12 protein-coding genes are annotated in these 12,284 nt (G+C 66.8%); 3 read left to right on the forward strand and 9 right to left on the reverse strand.

Annotation, left to right across the window (positions count from 1 at the left end):
- A partial coding sequence (locus ACEN88_RS13415) for an ABC transporter permease (RefSeq protein ID WP_413340271.1) occupies window positions 1–1,201 on the forward strand: 1,201 nt, incomplete at its 5' end.
- 1 nt (window position 1,202) lies between these two features.
- On the opposite strand, the gene ACEN88_RS13420 is transcribed toward ACEN88_RS13415, so the two are convergent.
- Window positions 1,203–1,682 carry an FKBP-type peptidyl-prolyl cis-trans isomerase gene (locus ACEN88_RS13420; protein WP_413340273.1) on the reverse strand — a complete coding sequence of 160 codons (480 nt, stop codon included), beginning with the start codon at window positions 1,680–1,682 and terminating at the stop codon, window positions 1,203–1,205.
- A 100-nt stretch (window positions 1,683–1,782) separates the two neighbouring features.
- Complete coding sequence (locus tag ACEN88_RS13425) at window positions 1,783–3,660, reverse strand: potassium transporter Kup (RefSeq protein ID WP_413340275.1); 1,878 nt, start codon at window positions 3,658–3,660, stop codon at window positions 1,783–1,785.
- Window positions 3,661–3,877: 217 nt separating this feature from the next.
- On the opposite strand from ACEN88_RS13425, the gene rarD reads away from it, so the two are divergent.
- Both rarD and ettA read left to right on the forward strand, forming a co-directional pair.
- Complete coding sequence (gene rarD / locus ACEN88_RS13430) at window positions 3,878–4,762, forward strand: EamA family transporter RarD (protein WP_413340277.1); 885 nt, start codon at window positions 3,878–3,880, stop codon at window positions 4,760–4,762.
- Window positions 4,763–4,879: 117 nt separating this feature from the next.
- Window positions 4,880–6,547, forward strand: coding sequence for an energy-dependent translational throttle protein EttA (gene ettA, locus ACEN88_RS13435; RefSeq protein ID WP_056133951.1), 1,668 nt, complete (start codon window positions 4,880–4,882; stop codon window positions 6,545–6,547).
- A 2-nt stretch (window positions 6,548–6,549) separates the two neighbouring features.
- Here the strand turns inward: ettA and trxB are convergent, their stop codons facing one another.
- The 7 genes from trxB to ACEN88_RS13470 all read right to left on the reverse strand — a co-directional run.
- On the reverse strand, window positions 6,550–7,488 hold the full coding sequence (gene trxB, locus ACEN88_RS13440; protein WP_413340279.1) for a thioredoxin-disulfide reductase: 939 nt from the start codon (window positions 7,486–7,488) through the stop codon (window positions 6,550–6,552).
- 4 nt (window positions 7,489–7,492) lie between these two features.
- Entirely contained in the window at window positions 7,493–9,271 is a 1,779-nt protein-coding gene (gene dsbD / locus ACEN88_RS13445; RefSeq protein WP_413340281.1) for a protein-disulfide reductase DsbD, read from the reverse strand.
- Complete coding sequence (locus ACEN88_RS13450) at window positions 9,268–10,170, reverse strand: FAD:protein FMN transferase (RefSeq protein ID WP_413340283.1); 903 nt, start codon at window positions 10,168–10,170, stop codon at window positions 9,268–9,270. The genes dsbD and ACEN88_RS13450 overlap by 4 nt, the downstream gene beginning before the upstream one ends.
- Before the next feature lie 5 nt (window positions 10,171–10,175).
- Complete coding sequence (locus ACEN88_RS13455; RefSeq protein WP_413340284.1) at window positions 10,176–11,321, reverse strand: DUF3570 domain-containing protein; 1,146 nt, start codon at window positions 11,319–11,321, stop codon at window positions 10,176–10,178.
- Window positions 11,322–11,330: 9 nt separating this feature from the next.
- Entirely contained in the window at window positions 11,331–11,549 is a 219-nt protein-coding gene (locus tag ACEN88_RS13460) for a DUF4266 domain-containing protein (RefSeq protein ID WP_413340286.1), read from the reverse strand.
- Window positions 11,546–12,058: a TlpA family protein disulfide reductase gene (locus tag ACEN88_RS13465; protein ID WP_413340288.1), complete on the reverse strand. Its 513-nt coding sequence runs from the start codon at window positions 12,056–12,058 to the stop codon at window positions 11,546–11,548. The genes ACEN88_RS13460 and ACEN88_RS13465 overlap by 4 nt, the downstream gene beginning before the upstream one ends.
- Window positions 12,055–12,284, reverse strand: a 230-nt coding sequence (locus ACEN88_RS13470) for a JDVT-CTERM domain-containing protein (protein WP_413340290.1), incomplete at its 5' end; no start/stop codon positions are given. The genes ACEN88_RS13465 and ACEN88_RS13470, both read right to left, overlap by 4 nt.

Below are 12,284 nucleotides of genomic sequence, written 5' to 3' on the forward strand. Positions count from 1 at the left end.
ACCCGCCCACCCCCCACAAAACCCCCTTTATTCCGGGCGCCCGCTCCTCTTTTTTAAACCACCCCGCCCGGCGGGGGGGGGGGGCCCCCCCCGCGCGCTGACGGCACTGCAATTCGGCGTCGCCATCGGCCTGACCGCCACCACGCTCGCCGTCGCGTGGCAGACGCGCTATGCCAGCACACTCGATCCCGGCTTCGATACGGCACCGCTGTTGATGTTCCCGGCCGCGAACGACATGCGCGATCCGCGCACGCGCGCCCTGCGCGACGCGGTCGCGCGCCTGCCGGGCGTGGCCGGCGTGACGGTCTCGCACCTGCCGTTCAGCGTCGGCCACAACATTGCGGTCCTGCGCCGCGCCGGCGGCACGGCCACCGACATCAACCTGTACGCGGTGAGTCCGGAATTTTTCGACGTCTATGGCGTCAAGCCGGTGGCCGGGCGCCTGTATTCGCCCGCGTTCGACAAGCTCAACGACGACGACCGCGTGGTGATCAATGCGGCGGCGGCGCGCCAGCTCGGCTTTCCCACACCGCGCGATGCGGTTGGACAGATGGTGACCGACAACATGGACGGCAAGCCGAAACAGGTCGTGGGCGTGGCGCCGGACCTGCGCCAGCGTTCGGCGCGCGACGGCCAGCAGCCCAGCGTGTTCTACCTGAACGACCGCGTGGGCGGATTCACGGTAAGGTGCAGCGGCGACGTCGACGCGGTCCGGCGCGCCATCGAGGCCCTGTGGCCGCGCTACTTCCCCAACGAGCCTCTGGATGTCGTGCGCATCTCGACGCTGATGACCGACATCTTCTATGCCGACGACCTGCGTCTCGCCAAGCTGCTGGCGGCGGCCAGCGCGATCGCGACGGCGATCGCCGCCTTCGGCATCTATGTGCTGGCCGCGTACAGCGTGCGCCGGCGCGAAAAGGAAATCGTGCTGCGCAAGCTGTATGGGGCCGGCCACGCGGCGATCGCAAGACTGGTGGCGCGCGAGTTCGCCGCGCTGGTCGGTGCCGGCGCGGTGCTGGGATTACCGTTCGCGTGGGTGGCGATCCAGCGCTGGCTGGGCGGGTTCACCGAGCGTGCGCCGATCGGCGGCTGGACGCTCGCCGCCGCGCTGCTGGTGGCGGGCGTCGTGGCGCTGGTGTCGACCCTGCGCCACGCGCTGGCGGCGATGCGGATCCGCCCCGCTAGCGCGCTGCGCGAATGAATCAGCAGGCCGCGCTGCCGCAGACTTTTACCAGTTCGACTTCGAACACGAGGCCGGTGTTGCCCGGGATTGCGCCCGGCACGCCGCCCGCGCCGTAACCCAGGCTGCTCGGGATCAGGATCGTGCGCTTGCCGCCGACCTTCATGCCCTGCACGCCCTGGCCGAAGCCGGGAATCACGGATTCGTTGGTGTTCACGGCGCCGATGACGAAGGTGAACGGCTTGCCGGGCAACGACGCGTCGAACTTGGCGCCCTTGAAGTCGGCCGCGGCGGCGCTGTACAGCCAGCCCGTGTAGTTGACCTGCACGCGCGCGCCGTTGACGGCTTCGGCACCGGTGCCGATCGCGATGTCGGTCTTGGTCAGCGCGGCGGGATTGTTGACGACGGGAGGGGTGGTGCTGCCCGAATCGCCACCGCCGCCGCATGCGGACAGGCTCAGGATGGCGGCGAAGGCGGCGGCCAGTGGGAAGGACAGTTTCATGGGACTCCTACGGGACAGGTTGGTTATCGGATGGAAACCCGAACCTTACCAACCTGCTCTGCAAGCGTCTGTGGGGGATTTGTATGCCTTTGTAATCCGCTCAGATTTCGACCTGGGTTCCAAGTTCGATGACGCGGTTGCTCGGAATCTGATAATAATCCGCGGCCGTGCGGGCGTTGCGCTGCATCGCCACGTACAGGTGCTCCCTCCACGGCATCATTCCCTGCCCCGGCACCGAGATCACGGTCTGGCGCGCGATGAAGAACGACGTCTCCATCATCTCGAATTCGAGGCCGCAGGCAGCGCACAGGCGCAGGATGTCCGGGATGTCCGCTTCGTCCTTGAAGCCGTAGGTCACGTTCAGCTGGTAGCAGTTGTGGCCCAGCGGGACGACCTCGACCTGCTCGCTCTCGGGCACGTACGGCTCCTCGCGGATGCGCACCGTGAGGAACACGACGCGCTCGTGCAGCACCTTGTTGTGCAGGAGGTTGTGCAGCAGCGCGTGCGGCACGCCGTCGGTTTCGCCGCGCAGGAAGATGGCGGTGCCGGACACGCGGTCGGGCGGCGCCACGAACAGCGACTGCAGGAAGTCGTCGAGCGGGATCGCGTGCTTTTCCAGGTTCTCGAACACGAGTTCGCGGCCGCGCTTCCACGTCAGCATCGTCGTCAGCAGGATCGCGCCGAGCAGCAGCGGGAACCAGCCGCCGTGCAGCAGTTTCAACGTGCTGGCCGAGAACAGCATGATGTCCATCGCCATGAAGAAGCCGGTGGCGCCGAAGCACAGCCACAGCGGCAGGTGCCAGCGGTAGCGGATCACGAAGAACGTCAGGATCGTCGTCGCGAACATGGTCGCCGTCACCGCGATGCCGTAGGCGCCGGCCAGCTTGTCCGACGAACCAAAGCCGACGACCGCCAGCAGCACGACGATCAGCTGCAGCCAGTTCACGGCCGGGATGTAGATCTGGCCGATCTCGCTTTCCGACGTGTGCATCACGCGCATGCGTGGCAGCAGGCCCAGTGCGATCGCCTGGCGCGTCATCGAGAACGTGCCGGAGATCGTGGCCTGCGACGCGATCACGGTCGCCATCGTCGACAGCAGCACGAGCGGCAGCACGCTCCAGCTGCCCAGCTGGTGGAAGAACGGGTTCTCGAGCGCTTCCGGATGCGTGATCAACAGGCCGCCCTGGCCCAGGTAGTTCACGGCGAGCGCGGGGAACACGACCATGAACCACGCGAAGCGGATCGGCTTCTTGCCGAAGTGGCCCATGTCCGCGTACAGCGCCTCGGCGCCGGTGAACGCCAGCACGACGGCGCCCAGCGCGACAAACGCGATCATGCGCTCGCGCAGCATGAACTCGAACGCATGCAGCGGGTTCAGCGCGTGCAGGATCACCGGGGCCTGCACGATATTGATGACGCCCATCACGGCCAGCGCGGCGAACCACACGACCATGACGGGGCCGAACCAGCGGCCGATGCCGGCCGTGCCGTGGCGCTGCACGCTGTACAGCCCCACCAGCACGACGATCGTCAGCGGCACGACGTATTTTTCCAGGCCGGGCGTGGCCACTTCGAGACCTTCGATCGCGCCCAGCACGGAGATCGCCGGCGTGATCACGCTGTCGCCGTAGAACATGGTGGCGCCGAACACGCCCAGCACCATCAGCACGTAATGCCAGCGCGACGTGCGCGTGACGGAATTCAGTGCGAGCGCCATCAGGGCCATGATGCCGCCCTCGCCGCGGTTGTCCGCGCGCAGCACCAGCGTGACGTATTTGAGCGAGACGATCATCGTCAGGCCCCAGAAGATCAGGGACACGATGCCCAGCAGGTTCGGCGTGGTCAGGGCCAGGCCGTGGACGGGATCGAAGATGGTCTTGAGCGTGTACAGCGGACTGGTGCCGATGTCGCCGTAGACGATACCGACCGCCGCCAGCGTCAGCCCTGCCAGGCTGCTTTTCTTATGTTCTGCCGTCAAGGTTTCACCGTTTTGTTGTTCTGGTGCGTTGCACAATAGAATAATTGACAAGGAAAGACAAGTGCGCGTCCTTTTGCCCGGCCGCTATTTTCTCAAAGTCTGCATCAATGGAAGCAGGCCGAGCGCACGCCTCGGTTGCCGCAAACGGCGGGCCCGCCAGCAAGGCTGCGTCCGTTCAAGGATAATGTCAGACCATTCACCCGTATCACGCCTCCCCATGAACACCGGCATCCTGTCCGCCGCCCTCGCCTTCCTGTGCTGGGGCCTGTTTCCGTTGTATTTCCACGCCATCGATGAAGTGCCGCCGCTGCAGATCCTCGCGCACCGCATGCTGTGGTCGCTGCTGTTCCTCGTGATCGTGCTCGCCGTGCGCCGCCAGTGGGCCTGGCTGAACCTCGTGCGCCGGCCGCGTGTGTTCGGCAGCTTCGTCGCGTCGGCCCTGCTGCTCAGCGTCAACTGGCTCATCTACATTTGGGCCGTGAACAACGGCCACGTCATCGAGGCCAGCCTCGGCTATTTCATCAATCCGCTCGTCAACATCATGTTCGGCTCGATGCTGCTGAAAGAACGCCTGCGGCGCACGCAATGGATGGCGATCGGCGTGGCGGCGCTGGGCGTCGCCTGGCTGACGTGGCAGGCCGGCAACGTGCCCTGGGTCGCGCTGGCGCTGGCCGTATCGTTCGGCGGCTACGGCCTGCTGCGCAAGACGGCTGCGCTGGGCGCGCTGGAGGGCCTGTCGTTCGAGACGATGGTGCTGTTCCCGCTCGCGGCCGCCTACGTCGTCTGGCTCAGCGTGCACGGCCAGAACACCTTCATCAACACGGACTCGAACACGACGCGCCTGCTGCTCGTCGCGGCCGGGCCGATCACGGCGATCCCGCTGCTGCTGTTCGCGGCGGGCGCGAGAAAAATCCCGCTGTCGATCGTCGGCTTGCTGCAATACATGTCGCCCACCCTGCAATTCCTTCTGGGCGTGTGGCTGTTCCACGAAGCATTTACTGCCGACCGCCTCGTCGGCTTCGTGCTGATCTGGCTTGCACTGGCCCTGTTCGCGGCCGAAGGCTTGCTGAATCGCCCGCAGCGGGTGGCCAAAGAGGCTTGAGCTGGCGCAAACCGGGGTCAGAGCCCGAATTCTGGCAATTTCCTGAAATCGGGCTCTGACCCCGGTGTTTTACAGTATCCTGTCGTCCTTATTTTACGAGATAGAAGTACATTACTAATGGCCAATTACGTCTACACCATGAACCGCGTGGGCAAGATCGTCCCACCGAAACGCCAGATCCTGAAGGACATTTCGCTGTCGTTCTTCCCAGGCGCGAAGATCGGCGTGCTGGGCCTGAACGGCTCGGGCAAATCGACCCTGCTGAAGATCATGGCCGGCATCGACACCGACATCCAGGGCGAAGCGCGCCCGATGCCGGGCCTGAACATCGGCTACCTGCCGCAGGAACCGCAGCTCGATCCGGAAAAAACCGTGCGCCAGGAAGTGGAGAGCGGCCTCGGTGAAGCCTTCGAGGCACAGGCCAAGCTGGAAGCCGTGTACGCGGCCTACGCCGAGGAAGACGCCGATTTCGACGCGCTGGCCAAGGAGCAGGAGCGCCTGGAATCGATCATCGCCGCCTCCGACGGCGGCAACCTGAACCTGCAGCTGGAAATGGCCGCCGACGCGCTGCGCCTGCCGCCGTGGGATGCGAAGATCGGCGTGCTGTCCGGCGGCGAGAAGCGCCGCGTGGCGCTGTGCAAGCTGCTGCTGTCCAAGCCCGACATGCTGCTGCTCGACGAGCCGACCAACCACCTGGACGCCGAATCCGTCGAGTGGCTGGAGCAGTTCCTGCTGCGCTTCCCGGGCACCGTCGTCGGCATCACCCACGACCGCTACTTCCTCGACAACGCCGCCGAATGGATCCTGGAACTGGACCGCGGTCACGGCATCCCCTGGAAGGGCAATTACTCGTCCTGGCTGGAGCAGAAGGAAGCCCGCCTGAAGCAGGAAGAAGCGACGGAATCCGCGCGCCAGAAAGCGCTGGCGAAAGAACTGGAATGGGCGCGCCAGAATCCGAAGGCACGCCAGGCCAAGTCGAAGGCGCGTCTCGCCCGCTTCAACGAACTGTCCGAATACGAATACCAGAAGCGCAACGAGACGCAGGAGATCTTCATCCCCGTCGCGGAACGCCTCGGTAACGAAGTCATCGAGTTCAAGAACGTCTCGAAAGCGTTCGGCGACCGCCTGCTGATCGACAACCTGTCGTTTACCGTGCCGCCGGGCGCGATCGTCGGCATCATCGGCCCGAACGGCGCCGGTAAGTCGACGCTGTTCCGCATGATCGCGGGCATCGAGCAGCCGGACAGCGGCGAAGTCGTCATCGGCAAGACCGCGAAGGTCTCGCTCGTCGACCAGTCGCGCGACAGCCTCGCCGCCAACAAGACCGTGTTCGAAGACGTGTCCGGCGGTGCCGACATGCTGTCCGTCGGCCGCTTCGAGATGCCGTCGCGCGCGTATCTCGGCCGCTTCAACTTCAAGGGCGCGGACCAGCAGAAGCTCGTCGGCAACCTGTCCGGCGGTGAACGCGGCCGCCTGCACCTGGCCAAGACGCTGCTCAAGGGCGGCAACGTGCTGCTGCTGGACGAACCGTCGAACGACCTGGACGTCGAAACCCTGCGCGCGCTGGAAGACGCGCTGCTGGAATTCGCGGGCAGCGTGATGGTCATCTCGCACGACCGCTGGTTCCTCGACCGCATCGCCACCCACATCCTCGCGTTCGAAGGCGAGTCGCAGGTCACCTTCTTCAACGGTAACTACCAGGAGTACGAAGCCGACAAGAAGAAGCGCCTCGGCGAAGAAGGTGCCAAGCCGAAGCGGATCCGCTACAAGCCGCTCACCAGCTAAGCTTACTCCTCCAGAAAGCGCTGGGCATCCAGCGCCGCCATGCACCCGCTGGCGGCGCTGGTGATCGCCTGCCGGTAGACGTGGTCCTGCACGTCGCCGGCCGCGAACACGCCGGGCACGCTCGTGGCGGTCGCCAGGCCGTTGCGTCCCGCGCGCGTCACGATATACCCGTTCTCCATCTCCAGCTGACCCGCGAAGAGGCCCGTATTCGGCCGATGGCCGATGGCCACGAACACGCCGTGCACGGGCAGCACGCGGATGCCGCCGCGCTCGCCGCGCAGGCGCAGCGTGTGCACGCCGGCCGCATCGCCCAGCACCTCGTCCAGCGTGTGGTTCCACAGGACGTCCACCTTGCCCTCTTCCACGCGCGCCAGCAGGCGCTCGACGAGGATCGCTTCCGCGCGCAGGTGGTCGCGGCGGTGCACCACCGTCACCCTGGACGCGATGTTCGACAAATACAGCGCCTCTTCCACGGCCGTGTTGCCGCCGCCGATCACGGCGACGTCCTTCCCGCGATAAAAGAAGCCGTCGCAGGTGGCGCAGGCCGAGACGCCGCGCCCCATGAAGGCCTGCTCCGACGGCAGGCCCAGGTAGCGGGCGGACGCGCCGGTGGCGATGATCAGCGCGTCGCACGTGTACTCGCCCTGGTCGCCGGACAGGCGCAGCGGACGCTCGTGCAGGTGCGCCGTGTGGATGTGGTCGAAGACGATCTGCGTGTCGAAGCGCCGTGCGTGCAATTCGAAGCGGCGCATCAGATCGGGGCCCTGCACGCCGTCCGGGTCGGCGGGCCAGTTTTCGACGTCGGTCGTCGTCATCAGTTGTCCGCCCTGCGCGACGCCGGTGACGAGCAGCGGGTTCAGGTTGGCGCGCGCCGCGTACACGGCGGCGGAATAGCCTGCCGGGCCGGAACCCAGGATCAGGACCTTGGCATGTTTTTTCATGATGTCAGGAGGCAAGGTGGCGGGACAGGTGCTCGGCGAACCGTTCGGGCGCCATGAACCCGATGACGCGGCTCTCCGGCACTTCCTTGCCCTGCTTGAACAGGATGATGCCGGGTGGCCCGAACAGGCCGAATTTCTTCATCAGCGCGCGGTCTTCATCGTTGTTGGCGGTGACGTCGACCTGCAGCAGGCGCACCTGCTTCATCTGCGCTTCCACCTTCGGTTCGGAGAAAGTAAAACGCTCCATCTCCTTGCACGACACGCACCAGTCGGCATAAAAGTCCAGCATCACGGGCGTGGGGGACGACGCGAGCACCTGATCCAGTTCGGCCAGCGTGCGGATGCGCTCGAACTTCTGTTCCTTGCCCTCGGCCGCGGCGGCGACCTGCGTGCCGCGCAGGTGCGCCAGCGGCTGCAGCACGTCCTGGCCCGCGCTGGCGGCGCCCACCAGTTCGAACAGGCCGCCCGTCAGCAGCACGAGGCCCAGCGTCTTGCCGGCATAGCGGCCCAGGCCCGCACCGGCGGCGATGGGTTCGAACACGCGCAGGAACACGGCGCACAGCACGGCGAACGCGCCCCACAGCAGCATCGCGACGGTGACCGGGAACACGGGCGTTACCATCCAGATCGCGACCGCCAGCAGCAGCAGGCCGAACACGCGCTTGACGTGGTTCATCCACGCGCCGGCGCGCGGCAGCAGGCTGCCCGCCGAGACGCCTGTCAGCAGCAGCGGCACGCTCATCCCGGCCGCCATCGAGAACAGCGCCCAGCCGCCCGTCCACACGTTTTTCGTCTGGCTGATGTACAGCAGTGCACCCGCCAGCGGACCGGCCACGCATGGCCCCACGATCAGTGCGGACAAGGCGCCCATCACGAACACGCCGGCGAACCGCCCGCCGCTCATGCTGCCGCTCGTCGTGCTCAAGCGGCTTTGCAGGCTGCTGGGCAGCTGCAGCTGGTAGACGTCGAACATCGACAGCGCCAGCAGCACGAGCAGCGCGCCGAACGTCAGCAGCACCCACGGCTTCTGCAGCGCGCCGGCGAGACCTTCACCGGCCAGGCCCGCCGCGACGCCGAGCGCCGTGTAGACGAGCGCCATGCCCAGGCTGTACGCCAGCGCGAGGATAAAACCTTTACTGCGCGAGACGTTGCCCTCGCCGACGATGATCGACGACAGGATCGGCACCATCGGCAGCACGCACGGCGTGAACGACAGCAGCAGGCCGAACGCGAGGAACGCGAGGCCGATGCGCCAGGCGCTGCCTGATTGCAGCGTGCGCTGGGCCAGCGAGCTGTCGTCTTCGTGCACTGGCGGCGGAGCGATCACGGCGTCGGCAGCGACAGGCTTCAATGCGCCCGGCGCCGCCGGGTCCACCGCGAACGCGACTTCGGCGGGCGGATAGCACAGGCCCGCATCCGCGCAGCCCTGGTAGCCCACGCGCAGCACGAACGGTGCTTTCGCATCCGCTTTCACCGGCAGGTCCGCTGCAAGCTGCCCCGCATAGGTTTCCATCTCCTTGTTGAAATTGCTGTCGAACTTGCGCACACCGTCCGGCAACGCGGGCTGGCCGACCTGCGGCGCCGTGAACACGAGGCGGTCGCGGTACAGGTGGTAGCCGGGCGCGATGGCCCAGGTGACGTGCACGATGCCGCCTGCGCGCAGTTCGGCGCTCGGCTTGAACGCCTGTTCGGGCGGCAGGAAGTCGTCGGCGGCAAGCGCCGGCCGGCCCAGCGTACTGGCCAGCAGGACCAGCGCGGCCATCCATCGAAAGAGCTGCTTCATGATGCGTAATCTCCTGAAATACTGTGGTGATGCGCTTGTCCCGTGCCGTCGATGGCGAAGTACGCGAGCCCGCTGGCGGCGAGGAAGGACAGGCCGTCGTCCTCTTTCAGCATGGCGATGGTCGACACGCTGCCGCCCAGGACGGCCAGCGGCGCCAGCACGCTCACCGAGCGCCAATGCGACACGGGCATCCCGGTGCGCGGGTTCAATACGTGGCAATAGCGCTTGCCGTCGACGTCGAAAAACCGTTCGTAGTCGCCGCTCGTCGTCAGCGCACCGTGGCTCACGGCGATGCTGGCGATAGTGCCATCGGCCTTGCGCGGGTCCTGGATGCCGATGCTCCACAGGCGTCCATCGGGTTGCGGGCCGATGAAGCGCATGTCGCCGCCGAGGTTCACGTAGCCGTGCCGCACGCCCCGTTCCTGCAGCAGCGCGCAGGCGCGGTCGGCCGCGTATTCCTTGCCGAAGCCGCCGAAGTCGATCTCCATGCCGGCGCGCGGCAGGAAGACGGCGCCGTCTTCACGCTGCACGGCCGTCCAGTCCACCAGCGCCAGCAGCGGCGCCAGTTCGCGGGCGTGCGGCACGCGCGGCTGGCGGAAGTCCCAGGCGCGGCGCAGCACGCCGGACGTGATGTCGAACAGTCCGCCGCTCGCGCGGTGCAGGTGATCGGCGTAGTCGAGCAGCTGCGCCGTCTCTGCGTCACACTCCACGCGGTAGCGGCCCGCCGCGGCGTTGATGCGGCTGACGATACTGTCGGCACGGTAGCGCGAGTACGTGCGCTCGATGCGCCGCACTTCGGCGATCGCCGCGAGGGCCAGTTCTTCCGCCGCATGTCCGTCCGGCGCGGCCAGCCTGATTTCACAACGGCTGGCCATCGCATCGAACGGAAAGCGGACCACCGCGTCTACCATCGCCGCGTCAATCCGACCTGGAAGATGCGGGCGTGCAGCGGCGCGAGGCCCGGACTACCGTCGTGGAACAAACGCCAGTTGCCGCGCTGCTCATAGCCTTCGACCTTGACGTCGACCGTCCACAGCTTGCCGATCTCGCGCTGGACCTTCAGCCCCGCCGTGACGGCGCCGAACCCGGACAGGCGCTGGTCCGGCGACGACAGGCGGCTCGGATCCGCACTCGCAAAGCCGGGTGGGAACGGCGGGCCGAGCGTGCCGTCGTACACGGGGTCGTAGTAGAAGTAAGCTGCGCTCTGCGTGTAGAGGCGCAGTTCCGGCACGATGCTCCATCCGCCGCCGAGCGGCTGCACGTATTCTCCGGACAGCGTGTGCGCGCGGATGCGGAACGAGTCGCTGTAGTAGCGGTAGGACAGGCGCGACGTGCCACCCGTGCTGTCGACGTAGTGATTCCAGCGCAGCAGCGCCGTGTTCTGGCGGCGCGAACGGGGCCGGTTATCGAACAATTTATACGGATCGTTGAAGTAACCGTCACCGTTCGTGCGCGTGAACGTGATTTGTCCGATGTCGTTCGGCGTCAGCACGCGCGTCACGCCCGCGAGGACGCTGACCGTGCGCTTGTGCTCATCGACGACGACGTGATTCACCGGATCGATGCGGTCGCGACTGCCTGCGACGCCGAACGCCCACGTCGTGTTGTTGTCCTCGCTGGACACCGTGCCGTTCAACGACAGCGCGCGCGACACGTAATCGTGCTCCGTCGAATACGCGGCGCCGGCCGTCAGCGTACCGCGCCGGAAGTAGCGCGTGACGGCGACATCGCCCGCCTTTCTCTCGTCCTGCATGTGCGAGGCGCCGGAGACCGCCGTGTGGTAGCGCGGCGAGGCGCCGGACACGTCGTCGGCCGTCAGCGTGCCTTCGATGGACCAGTCGCTCGCAACGGGCGCCGTCACCGCGATCGACGGCGAATGGGCACGAATGCGATCGAGGCCGCTCTGGCGGTCGGCGTAGTCGAGATAGCGCAGGCTGATGCTGCCGCCCTGCGGCGGCTCGTCCGCCAGCGCCTGCACGCCGGGCAGCAGCAGCGCGGCGGCGAGCAGCGAGGCCGCCAGGTCCTGGGGAGCTTGCTTGGATGTCGTCATGGAGTCTCCTCAATTACAGCCGCAGCCGCCGCCACCCACGCCCGCGCCGCCGGATGCGGCTTCGCGGCTCGTGTAAATGTGATCGGCATACCGCGCTTCGAGCTTGTCGCCGCCGAACGTCATCTCCGGCTTCGCCAACTTGCCTTTTTCCCACGGCTGCACGGTGGCGCATCCGGCTTGCGCCAGCAGCGCCGGCGCAATCAGCAAATAGAAAAAGCGCGCCTTCATTGCGCACCTCCCAGGGCTTTCTTGATCACCTGTTCGAGCGCCGCGCGGTCGGCCTCCTTGAAGCCCGCGTGCTCATATAAAACCTTGCCGTCCGGTCCGATCAGGACGCTGCTCGGCATACCCTTGATGCCGTAGGCGCGCGGCGTGGCGCCGGCCGGGTCGAACGCGATCGCGAAGCGGGCCGGCGTCTCGGCGAGGAAGCGGCGCGCGTCGTCCGTCTTCGCGTCGAGGTTCACGCCGACGACCTGCAGTCCGCGCGCGCCGTACTTCGCCTGCATCTCGTTCATCCACGGGAAGGACTGGCGGCACGGGCCGCACCACGAGGCCCAGAAATCCACGTACACGAGCTTGCCCTGGTACTTCGCCAGCTGCACCGTGCCGTCCTTGCCCGGCAGCTCGAACACCGGCGCCGCGGCGCCCTTGTCGAGTGCGGAGGCGGTCGACGCCTCCAGTGCGGCGGCCAGCACGACCGCCATGCGCAATACGCGCGTCGTCCGGATGCCCATCATTTCACCTCCTTCTTGCCGAAACGACGCCATCCCAGCACGCCGAACGACAGCACGACCAGCAGCGCGAGCATCGGATCGTTGCCATCCTTGATCGAGGAGCAGCCGCCGCCACCGGCGTTCTGCGGCGCCTGCACGGTCTGCACGTTGCCCTTGCCGGTCAGCGCGACGTTCCACGCGCCGCCGCCGTCGGCCGTCACTGCGAGGCTGCCGGCGGCATCGCCCGCAC

The organism is Massilia sp. CT11-108 (genome assembly GCF_047302915.1).
Lineage (GTDB): Bacteria > Pseudomonadota > Gammaproteobacteria > Burkholderiales > Burkholderiaceae_D > Telluria > Telluria orientalis.

Excerpts from the sequence above, each read along its gene's own strand:
- ACEN88_RS13420 (WP_413340273.1), bottom strand. The coding sequence starts at position 1,682 with ATGAAACTGTCCTTCCCACTGGCCGCCGCCTTCGCCGCCATCCTGAGC.
- rarD (WP_413340277.1), top strand. The coding sequence starts at position 3,878 with ATGAACACCGGCATCCTGTCCGCCGCCCTCGCCTTCCTGTGCTGGGGC.
- ettA (WP_056133951.1), top strand. The coding sequence starts at position 4,880 with ATGGCCAATTACGTCTACACCATGAACCGCGTGGGCAAGATCGTCCCA.
- trxB (WP_413340279.1), bottom strand. The coding sequence starts at position 7,488 with ATGAAAAAACATGCCAAGGTCCTGATCCTGGGTTCCGGCCCGGCAGGC.
- dsbD (WP_413340281.1), bottom strand. The coding sequence starts at position 9,271 with ATGAAGCAGCTCTTTCGATGGATGGCCGCGCTGGTCCTGCTGGCCAGT.
- ACEN88_RS13455 (WP_413340284.1), bottom strand. The coding sequence starts at position 11,321 with ATGACGACATCCAAGCAAGCTCCCCAGGACCTGGCGGCCTCGCTGCTC.
- ACEN88_RS13460 (WP_413340286.1), bottom strand. The coding sequence starts at position 11,549 with ATGAAGGCGCGCTTTTTCTATTTGCTGATTGCGCCGGCGCTGCTGGCG.
- ACEN88_RS13465 (WP_413340288.1), bottom strand. The coding sequence starts at position 12,058 with ATGATGGGCATCCGGACGACGCGCGTATTGCGCATGGCGGTCGTGCTG.